This is a genomic window from Pseudomonas sp. TH21, assembly GCF_016651025.1.
GTDB lineage: Bacteria > Pseudomonadota > Gammaproteobacteria > Pseudomonadales > Pseudomonadaceae > Aquipseudomonas > Aquipseudomonas aylmerensis.
On the sequence record NZ_JAEKEQ010000001.1, the window covers coordinates 4,653,703 to 4,674,814 of the forward strand.

The window sequence follows — 21,112 nt, forward strand, 5'->3', positions numbered from 1 at the left end:
AGACTCAAGGAATGACTATGTCTGAGAACCTCGACCAACGGCTTAATGAAGCCAGGCGTGATGCCATGCTGAGCTACTATCTGGCTCACTGCATCAGCGCCGACCTTAAAGACGCGTTGCAGACACCCAACGACCTGTACGACTACTGGCTACTGGACGTACAAGTCAGCGAAGCAGTGCCGACCAGCCCGGTCGCCAGTGCGATCACCAGCCTGCAACACTACATAAACCGCATCCACTCAGGCCTCGAACCGGGTTATGAGACCCCGGGCATGTCGCCACACGAGACCCTGGCCTGGCAGAACTCCCTGCACACTTACCCCCTCTGGAGCGCCAGCCAGCAACTGCGCTATCACCCGCACAATTTCCTCGACCCCACGCTGCGCGAGGACAAGAGCGACAGCTTTGCGCAACTGGAAAACGAACTCCAACAGCATCGACTCCAACCCGACACCGCACTGAAGGCCGTGCAAGGCTTCCTGTCACGGTTCGAAGAGGTCGCCAGCATTCAAACGCTCAATGGCTACATTGATGGCAATGTCGGACAGTTGGAGACCAGCACTTATTATTTCGTCGGCAAGTCCGCCACCGACAGCATCTATTATTGGCGTTCGCTGGACCTGTCCAAACGCTCGACCGCCAACCCTGACGCACCTGCACCTCTGGCCTGGACAGACTGGAAACCCATCAACCTGACGTTTGGCGCCGATACACCGGCCCACAGTATCCGTCCCGTCCTGTTCAATCAGCGGCTATTTATGGTTTGGGCCGAGATCATCAAGCCGGCCCCGCACCACTCCTTCAAGGCACAGGGCAATGGCAATGGCAATGGCGACAACGAAGAGGACGGGGATGAAAAACAACGCCAGGCTGAATGGCTGAACAGCCAGTTCGTGAAGTTTCGCCTGTGCTTTTCCTATAAAAAACTGGATGGCACCTGGAGCTTTGCGCACACGGGGCTGGAAGAGCACTGCGTCACGCGGGGTATCAACGCACTCACGCCAGCGCAACTTATCGGCATCACGCAGACCATTGCCGTAGTCGATAGCCGCTCTCCTCACACCCTGTTCCTGGGTATACGCGCCAACACGCTGAATCATGGCAGCGATCAAATGGGCGAATTCTTCCAAGCCATCAGTATCGATCAGTCATTGAGCATAAAAATCGTCGCCAGCGCAGGCAGCCCCGGCCGCTACAAAATCGTGCCAGGTTCAGCCGTAGCCCAGGAAGCCCTCCGATTGCTGGAAGCCTATGAATCCACACAAAACACGCCACTACAGAAAGCGTTGTTGGGCGGCGTCGACAAGGACAACCTGTTTTCCAGCGCGTTACTTCCGCCGTTCGCTCACCAATACTTCCGTCTGTTTTTCGATATAAACAAAGACAACTTACAGTTCAAGACACGCCTGGCGCAGGAACAAGACGAAAGAACGGTAGTCCTGGACGCTCAAACACCCCAGATCGAAGATCAGCGAACGTGGGACTTTGAATCCAAAAGCACAGCCATAGTCACCACCGATACAGCCACCACCGCCTTTGATCCCGCCACCAACGAATTCGTCTTCACCTCAAGAATCGTCAAGCCCTTTCTGCAGACGTACAGCATCACCCTTGCATCCCGGTACTCCGAGATGAGCATTACCCTGAGCACCCAGTCGGCGTTGCATGACTCTACCTTGTCCGAAGTTGAACTCATCAGCGGTTCGGTCATCAGGATCGACTGCGCGATACATCCCAGTGCAGACGCCACGTATCACTCGATGTTCTTTAAAAACCCCAAGACCGGAAAAAGCTATTCCAATGCCATTTATGACAAAGACTCCATATTGTTCAGGCTTGAGAAAGAGATGAAATCAAGGCCGGACCCGAGACCCGGGCATACCGACCAATACGTTCCCATCTTCGAATACTCCCTGGCAGGGAAGTTTCTCAACAAAAATGCATTCCTCCACTTATATACCCATCATCAGGATCCCTTCCTGGTGATACTCGACCGTTACAGCGGCTACCACCTGCCAGGTGATGAAGTCGCCAACCCAAAACTGCACTTCGTGAATGACGTGAGGCTGGAGCTGGGTAACACTTTCACGCCGACGTTGCGTTTCTACAAGCACGTCATCATGCAATCCAAACTGAAGGACGTGCCCACTCCGCAAGCCATTAATAACAACACTGCCCAAATCCTCAACGACTCGGACCTCGATCACGAGAGTCTGGTAGGCGCCTCCCCCGAACTCGCAGCCGGGCACCTGGCAAGTACGCGGGTAAAGTTACCCAATGAGCAACCCGCATCAGCCATCACGCTGATCCATGGGGTCATCACGCTTGAGAGCAGAGAGAACCAGGTGACTGTCCTCGGCTATGCACTCAAGGCCGTCAAATGCGCCCTTGCCACCTCCGTTGCCGTCGACAAGCCCGCGCATTCCCCACGAATTACGCGCCAACAGCAAAACACCGGAGCGACCCACGAGTGGATTGATTTTTCCACAAGCTTCGCCCCGAGTGTCCCGGCCATCCGACTCAACACCACGGTGGCGAGTCAACTGACCCAACATTCCACGGTCAGCTTCGACCCAGTATTTTTACGCTCCCCCGATGACTGGACGGAACCGGCACTGACTGCGGACGCCACCCCCGAGCCCCCGGATTTCCAGGGCGCGCACGGTAAAAATTTGCGCGAACTGTTTATCTACTTACCCTGGACCATCGCCCATTACTTCAACCAGCAGCAGCAATACGCTCACGCCCAGACCTGGTTGCACGCCCTGTTCGACCCACTCCACCCAGACACCGGGGCCCTCAGTGCCCTGCCAGGCAACCCGGTAGAACTGAGCTTCGCCTGCCAACACCCCGAGAGCCCGCATTACCTGGCTCTCAGCTTTCCGACATACCTGCGTAAGGCGCTGTACCACCTCAATGTGGATATCCTGATCAACCGGGGCGACGCGGCTTATCGCCAAGTGAGCCCCGACAGCCTGGCCGAAGCCAAACTCTGGTACATCCAGGCGCAGAACCTGCTCGGCATGCGCCCGACGGTCACACGTGCCGATACCTGGACCTCCCGCACCTTGGACGCACTGGCGACGGTGTCCTCCCAGGCCATACGCCAGTTGGAACATCAACCCGAATACACCACCGTACTGTCCCGGCACTGCAAGACCACGGGGCAACACACTTGGCTCATGGACAGCCCCTATTTGTTCCGCCCGCTGAACACGCAACTGGTCGCACGCTGGGACATATTGGAAAGTCGCCTGCACGGGCTTCGCCATCATCTGGATATTTCCGGCAAGCCATTGCGCCAGACACTCTTTGCGCCCCCCTTGTCCCCTGCCGCGCTGCTGACGCGAAATGCACAGGGCGCTGCGGGTGACGCCAGTACATCGCCACCGGTCCGTCCTGAAGTGGGTCACTACCGGTTCCAGGTCATGCTGGGGCACGCCTTGAGCGCGGTCGACAGCCTGGCGCAGTTCGGCACCACGCTGCTCACCTTGATCGAGCGCAAGGAACAGGCGCACTACCTTGAGGTGCAACAGCAAAACGCCTGGCAGTTGGCCGAACTGGTGTTGACCCAACAGACCCAGGCCGTTGCCATCGATGAAAAAAATAAAGATGCCCTGCGTTGCAGCCGAGCAATCGTCGAGGGGCGACTGGACTTCCTGACACGTCAGCTCAGCGAAGGCATCAGCACCGGTGAAATTTCGGCCGGCCAACACTATCTGGAGAGCGCCGCCTGGGAGAGAAAAGTCGCGATTGCCGGTATAGGCGCCGGCGCCGCCATGCTGTTGCCGAATATCTTCGGCACGTCGTCCGGAGGGATGCGTTGGGAGGGGGCGTTTCATGCCTATCAGGCCTTCGCCCAGGGCGAAGCCAACATCGCCCGCGCCAACGGTAACGAATTGGAGCGCACTGAACAGTTAAATCGTCGCGCTCAAGAATGGGCCCACGCCGAACAACAGGCTCGCCTGGAACTGGCCCAGATCGACACCCTGCTGCTGGTGCATGCCGAGCAGGAAAAAGCCACTCGCCTGCAACTACGCAGTGCCCACACCGCATTGGCCCAGGCCAAGTCAGCCTACCAATTACTCGGCATGCGCTTTACCGGGACCCAGCTCTATCAATGGCTCACGGCCCAACTGAGCACGTTCTATTACGCGCTGTATGACAACGTCCACTCCCTGTGCCTGGCCGCTGAAGCCTGCTGGCAGTACGAAACCACCGACAGCCGGCAGTTCTTTCAAGGTGGGGCCTGGCATCACACCTGCCGAGGACTGCTGAGCGCGGAAAGCTTGAAACTGAACCTGGTGAAGATGAACACCGCGTACCTGCAACACACACCTCGCGAGCTGGAAATCAGCAAAACCATGTCACTGCGCCATCGCCTGATCGAGTGTCAGGTCGTGACCGGCCAACAGACCTTCGAAATCACCGCGCCTGCCAAAACCTGGACTGAACATAAAGCGCAATTGGTCAGCAGCGGCACCATCAGCTTCGCCCTGACTCAAGCGCTCCTGGATGAGGACTACCCTGGGCAGACCCTGCGCAGGATCAAGCATGTCAGCGTCACACTACCCGCCTTGCTAGGACCTTATGAAGACATCAAGGCAACACTGACCCAGACCCGAAACGAACTCCAGATGCCCGATGGCACCCTCAGGACCGACTTCAGGGCACACCAGCAAATCGCCTTGTCACGCGGTCTGGACGACAACGGCCTGTTTACGCTCAACTTCGACAACGACCCACGCTACCTGCCGTTTGAATACACGGGGGCGATATCGTGCTGGCGCTTGAACTTTCCCAATCCGCTGCAACAAAAAAACCTGCTTGAATCCATCACCGACATCATCATTCATGTGCGCTACACGGCCAGGCCTGGCAGGAGTGAAACATGAGCACTCAGGCGAATGAATCGCCCCTCAAGGTGCCATCGCTGCCTAAAGCCAGCTCCGCCATCGAGGGCGTCGCCAAAGGCTGGGGCAACGTGGGCGCTGATGGCACGGCGACTTTTGAGGTTGGGTTGCCGATTTCCACTGGCCGTGGTTATGCACCTACGTTGTCGCTGATCTATCGCAGCACGGCGGGTAACAGTGCGTTCGGTTTCGGCTGGGACGTCAATCCGGGTGCCGTCACACGGCGTACCCAGCAGGGCGTCCCCGATTACACCGCAGCCGATACATTCCAGGGTCCGGATGCACAGCAATGGATGCCCGAACGCACCGCCGCGGGCACGCTTGTCCAGACACAACGCGATAGTTTTGACCAGGTGCCGCTAGGCCGCCACTACGTCGTCACGCGCTACTTTCCGAGGGTCGAACAGCGCTTCGAGCGCGTCGAGCATTGGCGTTCAGAGGGCGATGCGGCCGGGTTCTGGCTGATCCAGGCGGCTGACGGCAGCCGGCACGTGTACGGCAAAACGCCTGCGGCGCGTATCGCTGATCCCGATAACCTGAGCCATGTGGCGCAATGGCTGCTTGAGGAAAGCCTGAACGCCCATGGCGAGCATATCGGTTACCAATACCTGGCCGAGACCGATACTCGCACGGAACCCCATGACAGCCGGGCCCAGCGTTATCTGCATAAAGTGTGTTACGGCAACGTCATGGCGAGGGAAAAAGAGACGCTGTATTTGCTCAAGAATGACGATTTGTCCCGTCAGGCGTGGCACTTTTACCTGCTGTTCGACTACGGTCAACGCACCACCGCCAACGATAAGTTGCCTTCCTACGACGCGCTCAACCCGTGGCTCCCACGCGAAGATCCGTTTTCCAGTTTCATCTACGGTTTTGAACTACGAACGCTGCGACTGTGTCGGCAAATCCTGATGTTTCACGCCTTCGCAGATGCCCCCGACATGGGCCCCTCACCTGTCTTGGTCAAACGCCTGCGGTTCGAACACAAAACCTTTCCCAACGGGCTCAACACCTTGCTAGCGGTACACGAGCAGGCCGTTGACGCCCAGGGAACGCTCACCAGCCTGCCGCCGCAAGAATATCTGTATCAATACTCAGGCCTGAAACTGGATGCCCGCCGCTACCAGCGTTTCGTGGACGTGCCCGGTCTCAATGACGGCCAGCGCTATCAACTGGTGGATCTATTCGGCGAGGGCTTACCGGGAATCTTGTACCGCGGTGATCAAGCCTGGTACTACCGGGCACCCCAGAGAGATGAGGCGTCTACAGGCGATGGGGTGACGTACGCTCCCGCTCAAGAACTGCCGGCTATTCCCGTGGCGGACGGTTCACGCCCGGTCTATCAGGCCTTGCTCGATATCGATGGTGACGGTCGGCTGGAATGGGTCCTGGCCCGACCGGGCATGAGCGGTTTCTTCAGCCTGGCCCCACAACGTAAAGACGCGGGGTTCGTACGGTTCGATGCGTTCCCGGTGGAGTTCTTGCACACCCATGCGATATTTGCCGACCTGATGAGCAGCGGCTTGGCTGATATCGCACTGGTAGGCCCGCGTAGCGTGCGCCTGTATGCCAACCGGCACAGCGGTTTCCAGCAGGGCATCGAGCAGGCGCACACGATCGACGGCGACGACTTACCGTCCTTCCTCGGTTCTTCCGCCGACTGGGTTGGCTTCAGCGACATACTTGGCAGCGGCCAGCAGCACCTGGTGCGTATACGACACAACGAGATCAAATGCTGGCCCAACCTGGGCCATGGGCGATTCGGCAAAGGGAGAGTATTGGCCACCTTGCCTTTCAGGGAAACGACATTCAATGCTTCCAACGTGTTGCTGGCGGATCTGGATGGCTGCGGTGCCAGCGACTTGCTGTACCTGACGACCCATGAGGTACGCATTTTCACCAACAAGGGCGGTAATGGCTTTGCCAAAACCCCGTTGGTCTTACCCTGGCCATCAGGCGTTCAGCACGACGCCTTATGCCAGGTGAGCGTGGCGGACCTGCAAGGCAACGGTTACGCCAGCCTGATCATCAGCGTCACGCACCCACACCCTCGCCATTGGCGCTACGATTTTTTTGATAGCAGGCCTTGTCTACTCAGCATTACCAACAACAATCTGGGCGCACAAGTAGAGGTGAGCTACCGCAGCAGCGCCCAGGAATGGCTGGACGAGAAAAGGCAGCACCAGGCCGAAGGCAGGCAGGCCGTCTGCCGATTGCCCTTCGCACTGACCCTGGTTAAACGCCAGAGGCAGCGCGATGAGATCAGTCATCACACACTGACCCAGCATTTCAGCTATCGCCAAGGGTTTTACGCCCCCCATGAACGCGCCTTCCAGGGTTTTGGCTTGCTGCTTCAAACCGACATCGAGACCGGCACCCATGACACGCCCGGAGCAGGGACGCACACCAAACGCTGGTTTCACACCGGCCAGGCGCTGGATATGCCCAAGGACGACTACAGCCAGCACGACCCTGACGCCATCACGCTCGGCCGCACGTTGCTGGCGACACATGATGCCCCCCAACAGCCGCAACCGACCGACCATCACGACCGCGTGATCGCGTCGCCCACGCCACCGGAGACACGGGCGGCAACCTACGCGCTCAGGGGCTTGCCGCTACGGGTGGAAGTGTTCGCCCTTGACCCGGCCAACAGCACACCCTATTCGGTGCAGCAGTACCGCTATCTGGTCCGTCGCTTGCCCCCGGCATCCGGCTCGCAACCCTGGCCGCGAATGCTGCCACTGACGCTGGAGTCCGTGCATTATCAGTACGAACAGGTGCCCGATGATCCGGTCTGCGAACACCAGGTCAACTTGCGCTGGGATGCCTACGCCAGCCTGGTCCACAGCGTCACGGTGCATGGCGCGCGGCGCAAGACGGTCAGTGACACACCACCGGCACTGCTCGAGGATGAGCATCAGCGACAATGGTGGCGTGACACCCACGACCCGGCTCAGCAGGTGTTTTATCTGCGCGAAACCTTGGTGCAGTGGATTCATCAACCCAACGACGACCAATGGCGATTGGGACTGCCCTATCGTCAACGCAACAACGCCTGGACCCTGCCTGACGGGCAGCCACCTGCGGGGTTGAACGCATCGGCTATCCGCTACGAGATATTGATCGACCGGCTTTCAGGTCCACTGGGGCCACAAGCACCGCGCGAGCTGAGCGGCTTGACGATCCAGCACTACCGCGAACCGGGCGGCAAAGGGCAAACCTTGCCCCCTGGAACAGCAAACTTCCAGGGGCTGGCGGATTATCAAGAAAGCGCTGAACTGGTCCCCAACGCGCTCCAGGCGCTGGAGAAAATTCCCGACATGCCCGGCCAATCCGCCGAAGACCTGCCGAGCCGCCTGGGCCGAATCGGTTACCGGCCCATGGCGCTGTTTTTTCATGCCAATGACCAGGAACGCCAATCGTCCCCCCTCTGGTCAATTCGCCGTCAGTTTCCGCGCTACTTCAACGCCAAACACTTCTTTCGTCTACACACTTGGCGCCTGACTCAGGCCGAGGGCGAAACCACGCTGACCTATGACCCTTACGGGCTTCAGGTCATCCAGGTCAAACAACCCGACGGCTGCATCACCCGCGTCCAGCATGACTACCGCCTGCTCCAGCCGATCAGCATCACCGATCCAAACGGCACGACCGAGCAAGCGCTCTACGATGCGTTCGGTCGCTTGCTCGCGACCAGCATCAACGGGCAAGCATCGGCAACGTCCGTGGGCTTCGGGCCATTGTCGGCGTATCGACGGCCGGTAGACGCATCCATCGAATCCGCCATTCAAGCACCCGCAACGATCCTCGGCGAGGCAGCCCGTACCTGGCTCTACGACCCATTCAGTTGGATGGGTTCGATCGCACCGACGGACAGGCAGGCGCACTGGGTCACCCAGCGCTATATCTCACCAGACGGACACATACGCGCCACCGCCCGGTTGCGCCTGAAAAAAAAGGCCAGCGCCTTGAGTGCGAGCGAGAAAGCCTTGTCCGACTTGATCCAGAAGGCCCAGCGCGAACCCGCCCGAAGCCTGATGTTGGCAGCTGATCGCTATACCCACGATCAGGAACAGCTCATCCACATGAGCCTGGTCTCCCATGACGGCTTCGGGCGCATCCTGCAAAGCAAACAACAAGCCGAGCCGGGGCCGGCCTGTGCGGTGGGCGACAACGCTGACCTGACGGTCAAGGACGGCGCCATCCAGACGGTTCAGGCTGATCCGCGCTGGTGTGTCAGCGAACACACCGAGTACAGCCCCACGGGGCGGATCATGCGGGTGTATCGCACCTATTACGCCGACCGCCACCGGTACATCGACGGTCAGTCACTGCAGCAGTTCCTGCCTGGCGACAGGCAGTTCCATGACCCCCTCGGCCGCCCCACCCGCACCCTCACCGCCAGGAAAACACTACGGCAAATCACCTACTGGGCCTGGTACACCGTCAGCGAGGATGAAAATGATACGTCTGGAGCGCAGGTAGACCCCTCGGCTGAACACTGAAGCCAGGGGAAGCGTGGCCGTCTCACCGTTGAGAGACGGCCAAACGGCTTTGTTCACTCAACGTGCCGCCGTCCGTGAAGCCCTGGAACTGGCGGGTTTATAGCGACGCCACGCGGAGGAGTCGGACTCCCAAGGGGCGTCGACCCGTTGTTGATGCCGATAGAACGTCACGCGGCCTGCCAGTTGCTGTCGATGCCGATACAGCCAGCGCAGCTCAGAACCCGTGGCAGAAACCGCGGACTTATTGATCACAACGTCCATGTCCAGATCATCCAGAGCAAAGTGCGCCTGGCGCAGGCTCTGAGGGTCCGTCAGCGTCTTCAACGCCGACTTGCTGGCGCGGCTGACCAGCTTGTGCTGGAACGCACTCAAGTTCACATCTATGTAGCCTTCAAGGGTGCGTTCGAAGGAAGAGTCACTGGAAGAAAAATCACTGACGAATTTCTTCGCGAACTCCCGGTTGGCGGTGGTCGATGTGCAGCCCGAATACTTGGACACAATAGCGCCATAGAATTGCCGTGCGACCTGCCCCCCTTGCTCTGCGATCGTTTGCTCATACTCGGACTCGCCGATCCTGCCGAGCCCGCGCCGAATGTACGCGTCGACACTTACGGCCAGCGCCGCAGTTGCCGCCCCCATCTCCTCGACGCCGAAATAGGCAGCCATGATGTCCCCGCGTGCCGTCAGCTTTGACCAGAAGCTGCGATAGATCCGCACGGTGTTGGCCAAGCCGAAAAGGATATCGCCTCGACTGGGTTGGAATTGCTCGCCAAAAGACACTTGCCCGCCATCAACATCCTTGAACAGCAAGGGGTTGCCCAGGGTCATCGCATACAGGTTCAGGCCGTCCACGTCGCCCAACGGGTCCGGGCTGATCCAGCGTTGCAGCCACGGCGCGTAATACCGTGATCCGTAGTAATACAACCCTGTCGCATCGCGCTCCTTACCTGCATAGCGGCGAACCTTATAGCGAGCTCGCTGCGTATCGTTGGTAGCCCACCACGCCGTCGCGCCATAAGGATAATAATGCTCCTGGCTCAGCAACTGGGCCTGCTCGTCCAGTTCCAGCAAGCTGCTATTGAGGTGATCGAGGAGGCTGAATTGCACGTGCTCGTCTTTCATATCGCTGGGGCGACCCTGCTCCCATTGCAACACCGTGACATGACCGCCGCCGATATCGATCTCCAGCACGTTCAAGCGCTTGCCTGCTTGTACATGCAGGCGCAAACCCGGCAAGTAGCATGTCAGTTGTGTATGGGGTTTCCCCGCGACCTGCTGGCTTCTGATTTTGGCTGCCCGTTGGCCCTGGCCGTCGTAGAGGTAACTTTCCACATCCGGATCACCCTGCTCACGCCACACCTGAGTCACATGGGTGAGCTGATTCCGCACGTCCCAGCCTAACTGTTGGCCGCTGCCGAGCACGTGTTGGTTGCCATTGGCATCAAACATCATTGCCCATTGCCGCGGTGCACCGTCAGTCACCGGCAAGGCGCGATTGCTGCCCGCAGCGACACGCATGTCCCGGGTATGACCGGCTCCGCTACTCGGCACATGGCGAACGCTCGTCAAGTTGCCATGTTCATCGTAACGGTAATGTTGGGTGTAATTACGCCAGAGCCCGGTGTCAGTTGCACCGAACGTCACCCGTCCCGGCGCCGCCTGGCCACCGCTGTTGCCGGCATTTTCCCGACCGGTGGCCTGGGTCAGCTGGTACAGACTGTCGTACTGGTAACGGTTGACCGCATCAATACGCGCATTGGTGTGCCATTGCGTCGGCTGCGCCTGGTCGCTGAGGCTGAGGATGTTGCCTACCGGGTCGTACTCGTACACAAGGTCCTGTAAAGGCTTGGCGGCCTCGCCCTTGCGATGCACCGTCAGTTGCAACAGACGATTATCCTCAGCGGCGTATTTCGCCAGCTTGGTAACGCCATTACCCATCCGTTCGGAGATCACCAGACCGCTGGCGTTGTACACGCGCTGGTTCGTCAAAACCTGGCGTGAGCCGCCACGGAGGGTCAGCGCAACCTCCTTCAGCCAGCCTTGCTGCCCATAGAGCCAGTGTCGGCGATTGCCCTGGGCGTCGACCTGCTCCAGCAGCGCCCCCGTGGCATCGTAGCGCCAAGTCGTAGTATGGGCCTTGGGCTCCAGCTGTTCGGCTTGTTCGTCATGACTGGATGGCCAGTCAACTGCCGACGCATCCAAGCGAAACCGTCGAGTCTGCTGCGTGACGCTTCCATCGATCCCGTACTCATCCATCACCAAGACACCGGCCGGGTCCGCGTGGCGAATCAGCCGACCACAACGGTTGACGGCCGCCTCGGCGGGTTCGGCGGCCGCATAGGTCAGGCGCTCGACACAACGCGGACGTGGTTCATTGGCCGCCTGTTCAAACACGGCCACTGGGCGTAACAGGCGGTCGTAGCGCCGCTCGTGATGAGCTAGACGCGAATCCCAGCGATGCAACAGCTGCCCTGCTTCACCATGTATCAGCAGGCGCCAGCCGGCATCGGCGCTCTCGGTGCGCACAGGCTCGCCCGACAGGCTGTAAATGGTCGATTGTGACGCCACACCCGCAGCGCCGCGCGCAAATTGCCGCGGGTCCCACTGGCTGAGCAAAAGACCATTGGCCCCAAAAACCTGGCGGGTGACCCGTGCCTGCGGAGTCTGCGTCACGCTCTCGCGATGATAGTGAACAGCACGCACAGCCAGCCCGCGAGGATCCATGGCCTTCAAGGTCGGTGTATTTCGATGCAAAGAAGTGGACATAAACTCATGACCTGATCAGCTAAGGTCAAAAAAGTCTAGGGAACCCCTTTAGGGCGTGGGGGGTACTGCGAGGATGTTTTATGTGTCTAATTACAGGCACAGGATACGGCAACCTGCGAGCGCGAACGCGCCGCGCCCGCAGGCCTCGGGCTGCGGGCTCAGTGCCCGCCGGCGCAGGTCGGCGAGGCCGGGGCTGCGTCGATTTTCGCCCATTCTTCAGGCGTGTAGGTGTGCAGCGCCAGCGCATGAAATTCGCTCATCAGGTCACCCAGGGTGGCGTAGACCTTCTGGTGGCGCTTGACGCGGTTGAGCCCCTCGAACTGCGGGCTGACCAGTACGGCCTTGAAGTGGGTTTGCAGCCCACGGCTGTGCATGTGGCTTTCATCCAGCACGCTCAAGTGGTCCGGGCCCAGGGCGGCAAGTGCCGTTTCGATACGCTGTTGCATGCTCATTCCTGCTTACTTCTTCTTGGCCGGTGCGGCGGCTTTTGGCGTCAGCTCGTTGGTCATGTCTTCCAACAGCTTGTTCACCACCGGTACGGCGCTTTCCAGTTTTTCCTGGGTCATCTGGGCCGATTGCTGGGTCAGCTGCGGCATTTTCTCGAGGACTTTCTTGCCCAGTGGCGACTGGTAGAACGCGACCAGGTCCTTGAGCTCGGATTCGCTGAAGTTGCTGGTGTAGAGCTTGACCATGTCCGGTTTCAGCTTCGGCCAGCCGATGGCCTGGTCGAGGGCGGCGTTGGCCTTGGCCTGGTAGCTGTCCAGTACGGACTGCTTGGCGGCAGGCGCCTTGGTCTGTTCGAAACGCTGGGCGAACATTTGCTGCACTTGCATGTACACCGGGGTACCCAGCTTGTCGGCGTGGGCCAGGGTAAGGAAGGCTTCGGCACTGGCGTTGTGGCTGGCGGTATCGGCAAAAACCTGGCCGCTGGCGCAAACCAGAGCAACCGCGGTACAGATGGCACGAAGACGAGTCATCGAGTTTCCTTTTCTAGCAGGCGAGGTAAGACCCCAAGGGCGCCCATTCTGCGCCTAAAAAACGCTGCGGCTCAACCCCGGGCCTTGTACGGCCTGGATTGGCACGGGATGAATCCGATGAAAAGTCTTTTAGGGAACCCCATAGGCCCATCAAGGCCTAAACTGCGCAAACGAACCTGAAGGAGTGTGCCCGATGAGCCGTATCGAAACCGACAGCCTGGGAGAAGTCGCCGTCCCGGATGACGCTTACTGGGGCGCCCAGACCCAACGTTCGCTGGTGAATTTCGCCATCGGCGAGCAGCGCATGCCACTGGCGGTGCTGCACGCCCTGGCCCTGGTGAAGAAGGCCGCCGCGCGGGTCAACGACCGCAATGGCGATTTGCCCGCCGACATCGCCCGCCTGATCGAGCAGGCCGCCGACGAAGTGCTCGCCGGCCAGCATGATGACCAATTCCCGCTGGTCGTCTGGCAGACCGGCAGCGGCACCCAGAGCAACATGAACGCCAACGAGGTGATCGCTGGCCGTGCCAACGAGCTGTCGGGCAAGACCCGCGGCGGCAAGAGCCCGGTGCATCCCAACGATCACGTCAATCGCTCGCAAAGCTCCAACGACTGCTTCCCCACGGCCATGAGCATTGCGGCCGTGCAGGCGGTGCACACCCAGTTGCTGCCGGGCATCGCCAATCTGTCCGGCGGCCTCGCGGAACTCGCCGCGCGGCACATGAAACTGGTGAAGACCGGCCGCACCCACATGATGGACGCCACGCCGATCACCTTTGGCCAGGAACTGTCAGCCTTTATCGCCCAGCTTGACTACGCCGAACGCGCCATCCGCAGCGCCCTGCCCGCCGTGTGCGAGCTGGCCCAGGGCGGCACCGCCGTCGGCACCGGGCTGAATGCGCCGCATGGTTTCGGCGAGGCGATTGCCTCCGAGCTGGCCGCGCTGTCCGGCCTGCCGTTTGTCACGGCGCCCAACAAATTCGCCGCGCTCTCCGGACACGAGCCACTGGTGACCCTGCACGGCGCGCTGAAAACCCTGGCCGTGGCGCTGATGAAAATCGCCAACGACCTGCGCCTGCTGGGCTCGGGCCCACGCGCCGGGCTGGCCGAGGTCAAGCTGCCGGCCAACGAGCCCGGCAGTTCGATCATGCCCGGCAAGGTCAACCCGACCCAGTGCGAGGCGCTGTCGATGCTGGCCTGCCAGGTGTTGGGCAACGACGTGACCATCGGCATTGCCGCCAGCCAAGGGCACTTGCAGTTGAACGTGTACAAGCCGGTGATCATCCACAACCTGCTGGAGTCGATCCGCCTGCTGGCCGATGGTTGCAACAACTTCCAGGAGCACTGCATTGCCGGCCTGGAGCCCGACGCCACGCAAATGGCCGAGCACCTGGAGCGCGGATTGATGCTGGTCACCGCGCTCAACCCACACATCGGCTACGACAAGTCGGCAGAGATTGCCAAGAAGGCCTACGCCGAAGGGCTGACGCTGCGCGAGGCCGCCCTTGAACTGGGCTACCTCACCGACGCAGAGTTCGACCAATGGGTTCGCCCGGAAAACATGCTGGGCGCCTAAGACGCCATGCGCAGCCGCCGGGCCTTGAGCCCGGCGAGCAGCGAGGGGGCCAGCGCCACGGCCGCCGAACCGAGCATCACCACCAGCGCGCCGAAATATCCCAGCGCGTTGATTTCTTCTGCCTGCACGTAGTCCGGCCACAGCCAGGCTGCCAGCGCCACCGCGACAAACGTCACCAGCGGCGTCAACGCCAGCGTCGCACTGACCCGCGAGGCCTCCCAATGCGCCAGGGCTTCGGCAAATGCGCCGTAGGCCACCAAGGTATTCATGCAGCACGCCAGTAACAGCCAGCCTTGCAATGGGCTCAGGTCCAGCGCTTCCAGCGGATGCGCCCAGGGAGTGAGCAGCACCGCGCAGGACAGGTAGATCACCATCATCACCTGCAGCGAATTCCACACCGTCAGCAACTGCTTCTGGCCGAGGGCGTAGAACACCCAGATCGAGGTGGCGAGCAGGATGGTCAGCACGCCGGCGGTGTAAGTGCCGACAGACGTGAGCAACTCCTCCAGGCGCTGGTTGAAAAACAGCCCAAACCCCACGATCAACACCACCAACCCAAGCACCTGCCCCCGGCTGAAACGCTCCTTGAACACAAACACGCTGGCGATCATCAGAAAGATCGGCCCCATCTGCACCACCAACTGTGCGGTGCCGGGGCTGAGCATGTTCAGGCCCACCAGGTACAACACGTAGTTGCCGACCAGCCCGCACACGGCCATCGCCACCAGCCAGCCGCCCTTGGGGCCGAGCACTTTGCGGCTGGGCAGGCGCTTGGTGGCCGCCAGGTACAGGAACAGGCAACTGCCGGCGACCGTCAGGCGAAACCAGGTGACGGTGACCGGGTCCATCACTTGCAAGACCTGTTTGAGTTTGACCGGGAGGATGCCCCAGAGCAGCGCGGTCAACAGGGTCAGGCAGAAACCGTAGACCCAGCGGCCGGAAGAGATGTGCATGAGTGCCCCAGATGCCAGAGGAAGTGGAACGGGCATTCTAGGGGCAAGCAGAAGGATTGGGCTACGGCGCAATTCAATTGTAGGAGCCGGCAAGCCGGCGCCTACATTGGCGGGTGATCTAGCGGACGGCCTCGAACAGACCGGTGGCGCCCATGCCGCCGCCCACGCACATGGTGACGATGCCGTAGCGCAGGTTGCGTCGCTGCAGTTCCCGCACCAGGTGCCCGACTTGCCGCGAACCGGTCATGCCGAACGGATGGCCGATGGAAATCGAGCCGCCGTTGACGTTGTACTTGGCGTTATCGATTTCCAGGCGGTTGCGCGCATACAGGCACTGGGAGGCGAACGCTTCGTTGAGTTCCCACAGGTCGATGTCCGCCACCTGCAAGCCACGCGCCTTGAGCAGCTTGGGCACCGAGAACACCGGGCCGATGCCCATTTCGTCCGGCTCGCAACCGGCCACGGTGAAGCCGCGGAAAAACGCCTTGGGCTTGAGCCCCAGCGCCAGGGCTTTTTCCAGGCTCATCACCAGGGTCATCGAGGCCCCGTCAGACAACTGCGACGAGTTGCCCGCGGTCACCGAGCCGTCTTCGGCAAACACCGGCTTCAACCCGGCAAGGCTGGCCAGGGTGGTGTCCGGGCGGTTGCAATCATCGCGATCGACCACGCCATCAAGGACCTGCACCGCGCCGGTGTTCTTGTCCTCGACCTTGTACTTGACCGCCATCGACACGATTTCATCGTCGAACAACCCGTCGGCCTGCGCCTGGGCCGTGCGCTGCTGGCTTTGCAGCGCATAGAGGTCCTGGTCTTCGCGGCTGACGTGGTAGCGGCGCGCGACGATTTCGGCGGTCTGGCCCATGGGGAAATAGATGCCCGGCACCTGCTCCTTGAGCAGCGGGTTGATCAGGTTGTCGGTGTTGACGCTTTTCATGGTCAGGCTGATGGACTCGACGCCGCCGGCGACGATGATGTCGCTGCAACCCGAAGCAATCTGGTTGGCCGCAATCGCAATCGCCTGCAGGCCCGACGAGCAGAATCGGTTGAGGGTCATGCCCGCCGTGCCGGTGCCCAGCTGCGAGAGCACTGCCACATTGCGACCGATGTTGTAGCCCTGGGCGCCTTCGTTGGAGCCGGCGCCGACGATGCAATCCTCGACACTGGCCGGGTCGATGCCGTTACGGGACAGCAGTGCGTTGACGCAATGGGCCGCCATGTCATCCGGGCGGGTCTGGTTGAACTTGCCGCGAAAGGACTTGGCCAGGCCGGTTCGCACACTGTCGACGATCACTACTTCACGCATGGGCTACCTCGATCTTGTCGTTGTTGGGAGACCAATCGAGGATAGATCCGCGCCCGCCCGGCCGCGATGATCATTCACCTGGCATATACAAAAGCATGGGGTGGTGCGCGGGTTTGTAATGGGGGGGGTGTTGGGCAGTGGGGTTGTTGTGCAGAAGTCTAGTTGTGCAGGAGGTTGTTGTGCAGCGGGTTTGTAGTGCAGAGAGTTTGGGTGGCCAGGCCCTTGTGGTGAGCAGGCTTGTCCTGCGTTGGGGCGCGAAGCGGCCCCGGCCCCAGGCAGTGCGGTGCTTCAGTTAGAAGGGGTGGGCAGGTTTTGGGGCTGCTGCGCAGCCCAACGCGGGGCAAGCCCGCTCGCCACAAAAAGCGGGCTCTCCACTAAATACCAGCTTTGTCCACCATAGCTGTCCACCACAAGCCAGCTCTCCACCCCAATCCGGCTGCCTCGCGCTTATTTCTTTTTCTTCTTGTCGTGCTTGTCGCTTTTCTCGAACGCTTCTTCCAGCGCGCGGTTGATGGTGCGCAGCACTTTTACCCGCGCCCAGCGCTTGTCATTGGCTTCCACCAATGTCCAGGGCGAGACCTCGGTGCTGGTGCGGTCGACCATGTCGCCGACGGCGGCGCGGTAGTCGTCCCACTTTTCACGGTTGCGCCAGTCGTCTTCGGTGATCTTGAAGCGTTTGAACGGGATTTCTTCGCGGGCCTGGAAGCGTTCCAATTGGGTTTGCTTGTCGATCGCCAGCCAGAACTTGACCACGATCACCCCCGCATCTCGCAGTTGCTCCTCAAAGTCATTGATCTCGCCGTAGGCACGCATCCAGTCGGCCGGGGTGCAGAAGCCTTCGATGCGCTCCACCAGCACGCGGCCGTACCAGGAACGGTCGAACACAGTGAACATGCCACGCGCCGGGATCTTCTGCCAGAACCGCCACAGGTAAGGCTGGGCGCGTTCATCCTCGCTCGGCGCGGCAATCGGCACGATGTGGTACTGACGCGGGTCCAGCGCCGCCGCCACACGCCGGATCGCGCCGCCCTTACCCGCCGCGTCATTGCCTTCAAATACGGTCACCAGGGCGTGCCTGCGCATGCGCTTGTCGCGCATCAGGCCGGAGAAGCGGGCCTGCTCGGTAATCAGCTGTTCTTCGTAATCGTCCTTGTCCAGGCTCAGCGTCATGTCGAGGCTGTCGAGCAGACTCTTCTGGTCCACCGAGGCCAGCAGCGGCGCCGGGTTCATGCCGCTGGCCTTGCCCTTGGCCTGCTTCAGGGCATTTTGCAGGCTTTCGAGCAGGATCTTGCCCACGGTAAGGCTGCGGTAGTGCGCATCGACGCCTTCGATCACGTGCCACGGCGCGTAGTCGCGGCTGGTGCGGCGCAGGATGCGCTCGCCAAAATGCACGAACTTGTCGTAAGTCGCGGACTGCTGCCAGTCCAGCGGGCTGATGCGCCAGCTGTGCAACGGGTCGTCGGCCAGGGCCTTGAGGCGCGCTTTCATTTGCTTCTTGGACAGGTGGAACCAGAACTTGAAGATCAGCGCGCCTTCATCGCAGAGCATTTTCTCCAGGCGCTCGGCCCCGGCGATGGCCTGGTCGAGCCGCGCGTCCTTGATCTCGCCATGCACCCGGCCCTGCAGCATCTGGCTGTACCAGTTGCCGAAAAAGATGCCCATGCGGCCCTTGGCAGGCAATTGGCGCCAATAGCGCCAGGCCGGTGGGCGGGCCAGTTCTTCGTCGGTCTGCTGGTCGAAGGTGCGCACCTCGATCAGGCGCGGGTCCATCCATTCATTCAGCAGTTTGACCGTCTCGCCCTTGCCGGCCCCTTCAATGCCGTTGATCAGGATGATCACCGGGAAACGCTTTTGCTGCTGCAGCTCGTACTGCACCTCCAGCAACGCTTCGCGCAGGGCCGGGACTTCGGCGTCGTAGGTGTCTTTGTCGATGGCGTGACCAATTTCGGCAGATTCGAACATGGGCGGCTCCGTTCCATAATTCAGCAAGACTAGCGGATTGGGCAACGACACGCGGGAGGAAATTCCACTGCCGCTTGCCATGGATCAATGCGTTGGTAGTTGATCGGCTAGAATGGCCGCCTTGCCGTTGCCTGCTTCGTTGATGATGAGCCGCCCATGACCCCCGTATTGCCCAACGCCCAGCTCGACTGGGATGACCAAGGTCGCCCGCACTCGCGGGTGTTTGACGACGTGTACTTCTCCGATAAGTCCGGCCTTGAAGAAACCCGCTACGTGTTCCTCGAGCAGAACCGCCTGCAGGAACGCTTTGCGGCCCTGCCGGTGGGCGGGCGGCTGGTGATTGGCGAGACCGGCTTCGGCACCGGCTTGAACTTTCTCTGCGCCTGGCAGTTGTTCGAACAGCACGCCGTGGCCGGTGCGCGCCTGCATTTTGTCAGCGTGGAAAAGTACCCGCTGAGCCACGCCGACCTGCAGCGCGCCCTCGCCCTCTGGCCGCCACTGCAGCCCTTCGCCGAGCAACTGCTGGCCCAGTACATCGCCATTCATCCAGGCTTCCAGCAACTGGTGCTGGATAACGGCCGGGTGACCCTGACCCTGCTGATCGGCGATGTCATGGAGCAATTGCCGCAACTGGACGCCCAGGTCGACGCGTGGTTTCTCGACGGCTTCGCCCCGGCGAAAAACCCCGAGATGTGGACCGCCGAGCTGTTCGCCGAACTGGCACGCCTGGCAGCCCCCGGCTCGACCATCAGCACCTTCACCAGCACCGGCTGGGTACGGCGCCTGATCAACGCCGCCGGTTTCAAGATGAAGCGCACGCCGGGCATCGGTCATAAATGGGAAATCCTGCGCGGTGAGTTTCTCGGCTGGCCCGCCGAGACGCCCGCGCCGGCTGCGGTCAAACCCTGGTTCGCGCGCCCTCCCGCGCTCCATGGCGAGCGCCACGCCCTGGTGATCGGTGGTGGCCTGGCCGGTTGCGCCAGCGCCGCCAGCCTGGCCGCACGCGGTTGGCAGGTGAGCCTGCTGGAGCGGCATGAGGCCCTGGCCCAGGAGGCCTCCGGCAATCCGCAGGGGGTGCTGTACCTCAAGCTGTCCGCCCACGGCACCGCCTTGTCGCAGATGATTGTCAGCGGCTTCGGGCATACCCGGCGCCTGCTGGAACACCTGCACCGGGGGGTGGATTGGGATGGCTGCGGCGTGCTGCAACTGGCCTTCAATGCCAAGGAGGCCGAACGCCAGGCGCAACTGGCCGGGGCGTTCGCTCCGGACTTGCTGCACCTGCTGGACCGGGATCAGGCCCAGGTGCGCGCCGGGGTTGGCCTGGAGCATGGCGGGCTGTTTTTCCCCGAAGGTGGCTGGGTGCACCCGCCCGCCCTCTGCCAGTGGCAGGCACGCCACTCCGGGATCAATGTGCTGGCCCATCGAGAGGTGCTGGAGCTGCGCAAAGTCGACGACCATTGGCAGGCCTGGGACGGTGAGCAGTTGCTCGCCAGTGCCCGGGTGGTAGTGCTGGCCGGTGCCGCCGAGGTCAAGCGTTTTGCTGCCAGCGCCGCGTTGCCCCTCAAGCGTATTCGCGGGCAAATCACCCGGTTGCCCCAGACCGCCGACAGCCAGGCCTTGGCCACGGTGGTGTGCGCCGAAGGTTATGTGGCGCCGCCACGCCTGGGTGAACACACACTAGGGGCCAGCTTCGATTTCCACAGCGATGACCTCGCCCCCACTGCTGCCGAGCATGCCGGCAACCTCGAGCTGCTGGAGGAAATCTCCCCGGACCTGGCCCGGCGCCTGCAGGCGGCCAGCCTCGCCCCGGATGCCTTGGAAGGCCGCGCTGCATTTCGCTGCACCAGTCCGGATTACCTGCCGATTGTCGGCCCGCTCGCCGACCCCGAGGCCTTCGACCTGGCCTACGATGCGCTGCGCAAGGACGCCCGCCACGCTCCGCAAGCCGCCTGCCCGTGGCTGGACGGTCTGTACGTCAACAGCGGCCACGGCTCGCGGGGCCTGATCACCGCACCGCTGTCCGGCGAGCTACTGGCAGCCTGGCTGGACAACGAGCCGCTGCCCCTGCCGCGCAGTGTGGCCGAGGCCTGCCACCCGAACCGCTTCGCGGTGCGGGCCTTGATTCGCAGCAACGCCGTGAAAAATCCGCGCTGA

General features: G+C 61.3%; 10 protein-coding genes. 4 read left to right on the top strand and 6 right to left on the bottom strand.

Annotated elements, in window-relative coordinates:
* The first annotated feature begins 17 nt into the window (after nucleotides 1-17).
* A complete protein-coding gene (locus JFU04_RS20495) occupies nucleotides 18-4,895 on the top strand; it encodes a Tc toxin subunit A-related protein (RefSeq protein ID WP_201145610.1) in 4,878 nt (1,625 codons plus the stop codon).
* The gene (locus tag JFU04_RS20500) at nucleotides 4,892-9,421 is read left to right on the top strand and encodes a SpvB/TcaC N-terminal domain-containing protein (RefSeq protein WP_201145612.1); all 4,530 of its coding nucleotides are present in this window, start codon (nucleotides 4,892-4,894) and stop codon (nucleotides 9,419-9,421) included. The genes JFU04_RS20495 and JFU04_RS20500 overlap by 4 nt, the downstream gene beginning before the upstream one ends.
* Before the next feature lie 57 nt (nucleotides 9,422-9,478).
* On the opposite strand, the gene JFU04_RS20505 is transcribed toward JFU04_RS20500, so the two are convergent.
* From JFU04_RS20505 to JFU04_RS20515, 3 genes are all read right to left on the bottom strand, one after another.
* Nucleotides 9,479-12,187: an RHS repeat-associated core domain-containing protein gene (locus tag JFU04_RS20505; RefSeq protein WP_201145614.1), complete on the bottom strand. Its 2,709-nt coding sequence runs from the start codon at nucleotides 12,185-12,187 to the stop codon at nucleotides 9,479-9,481.
* A 158-nt stretch (nucleotides 12,188-12,345) separates the two neighbouring features.
* Nucleotides 12,346-12,639, bottom strand: coding sequence for a BolA family protein (locus JFU04_RS20510; protein WP_065904311.1), 294 nt, complete (start codon nucleotides 12,637-12,639; stop codon nucleotides 12,346-12,348).
* A gap of 6 nt (nucleotides 12,640-12,645) precedes the next feature.
* Complete coding sequence (locus JFU04_RS20515; protein WP_025855033.1) at nucleotides 12,646-13,164, bottom strand: DUF2059 domain-containing protein; 519 nt, start codon at nucleotides 13,162-13,164, stop codon at nucleotides 12,646-12,648.
* A 193-nt stretch (nucleotides 13,165-13,357) separates the two neighbouring features.
* On the opposite strand from JFU04_RS20515, the gene JFU04_RS20520 reads away from it, so the two are divergent.
* A complete protein-coding gene (locus JFU04_RS20520) occupies nucleotides 13,358-14,740 on the top strand; it encodes a class II fumarate hydratase (RefSeq protein ID WP_065904309.1) in 1,383 nt (460 codons plus the stop codon).
* Here the strand turns inward: JFU04_RS20520 and JFU04_RS20525 are convergent.
* The 3 genes from JFU04_RS20525 to pap all read right to left on the bottom strand — a co-directional run bounded on the left by JFU04_RS20525 (nucleotide 14,737) and on the right by pap (nucleotide 18,958).
* Nucleotides 14,737-15,693, bottom strand: a complete 957-nt coding sequence (locus JFU04_RS20525) for a DMT family transporter (RefSeq protein ID WP_065904307.1) — start codon at nucleotides 15,691-15,693, stop codon at nucleotides 14,737-14,739. The genes JFU04_RS20520 and JFU04_RS20525 overlap by 4 nt on opposite strands.
* A 118-nt stretch (nucleotides 15,694-15,811) precedes the next feature.
* A complete protein-coding gene (locus JFU04_RS20530) occupies nucleotides 15,812-16,996 on the bottom strand; it encodes a thiolase family protein (RefSeq protein ID WP_201145616.1) in 1,185 nt (394 codons plus the stop codon).
* A 447-nt stretch (nucleotides 16,997-17,443) separates the two neighbouring features.
* A complete protein-coding gene (gene pap, locus JFU04_RS20535) occupies nucleotides 17,444-18,958 on the bottom strand; it encodes a polyphosphate:AMP phosphotransferase (RefSeq protein WP_201145618.1) in 1,515 nt (504 codons plus the stop codon).
* A gap of 156 nt (nucleotides 18,959-19,114) precedes the next feature.
* Between pap and mnmC the strand changes: the two genes are divergently transcribed.
* The gene (gene mnmC, locus JFU04_RS20540) at nucleotides 19,115-21,112 is read left to right on the top strand and encodes a bifunctional tRNA (5-methylaminomethyl-2-thiouridine)(34)-methyltransferase MnmD/FAD-dependent 5-carboxymethylaminomethyl-2-thiouridine(34) oxidoreductase MnmC (RefSeq protein WP_201145620.1); all 1,998 of its coding nucleotides are present in this window, start codon (nucleotides 19,115-19,117) and stop codon (nucleotides 21,110-21,112) included.

Bases quoted from the DNA above. Each gene is read 5' to 3' on its own strand.
- JFU04_RS20495 (WP_201145610.1), top strand. From the start codon at position 18: ATGTCTGAGAACCTCGACCAACGGCTTAATGAAGCCAGGCGTGATGCC.
- JFU04_RS20500 (WP_201145612.1), top strand. From the start codon at position 4,892: ATGAGCACTCAGGCGAATGAATCGCCCCTCAAGGTGCCATCGCTGCCT.
- JFU04_RS20505 (WP_201145614.1), bottom strand. From the start codon at position 12,187: ATGTCCACTTCTTTGCATCGAAATACACCGACCTTGAAGGCCATGGAT.
- JFU04_RS20510 (WP_065904311.1), bottom strand. From the start codon at position 12,639: ATGAGCATGCAACAGCGTATCGAAACGGCACTTGCCGCCCTGGGCCCG.
- JFU04_RS20515 (WP_025855033.1), bottom strand. From the start codon at position 13,164: ATGACTCGTCTTCGTGCCATCTGTACCGCGGTTGCTCTGGTTTGCGCC.
- JFU04_RS20520 (WP_065904309.1), top strand. From the start codon at position 13,358: ATGAGCCGTATCGAAACCGACAGCCTGGGAGAAGTCGCCGTCCCGGAT.
- JFU04_RS20525 (WP_065904307.1), bottom strand. From the start codon at position 15,693: ATGCACATCTCTTCCGGCCGCTGGGTCTACGGTTTCTGCCTGACCCTG.
- JFU04_RS20530 (WP_201145616.1), bottom strand. From the start codon at position 16,996: ATGCGTGAAGTAGTGATCGTCGACAGTGTGCGAACCGGCCTGGCCAAG.
- pap (WP_201145618.1), bottom strand. From the start codon at position 18,958: ATGTTCGAATCTGCCGAAATTGGTCACGCCATCGACAAAGACACCTAC.
- mnmC (WP_201145620.1), top strand. From the start codon at position 19,115: ATGACCCCCGTATTGCCCAACGCCCAGCTCGACTGGGATGACCAAGGT.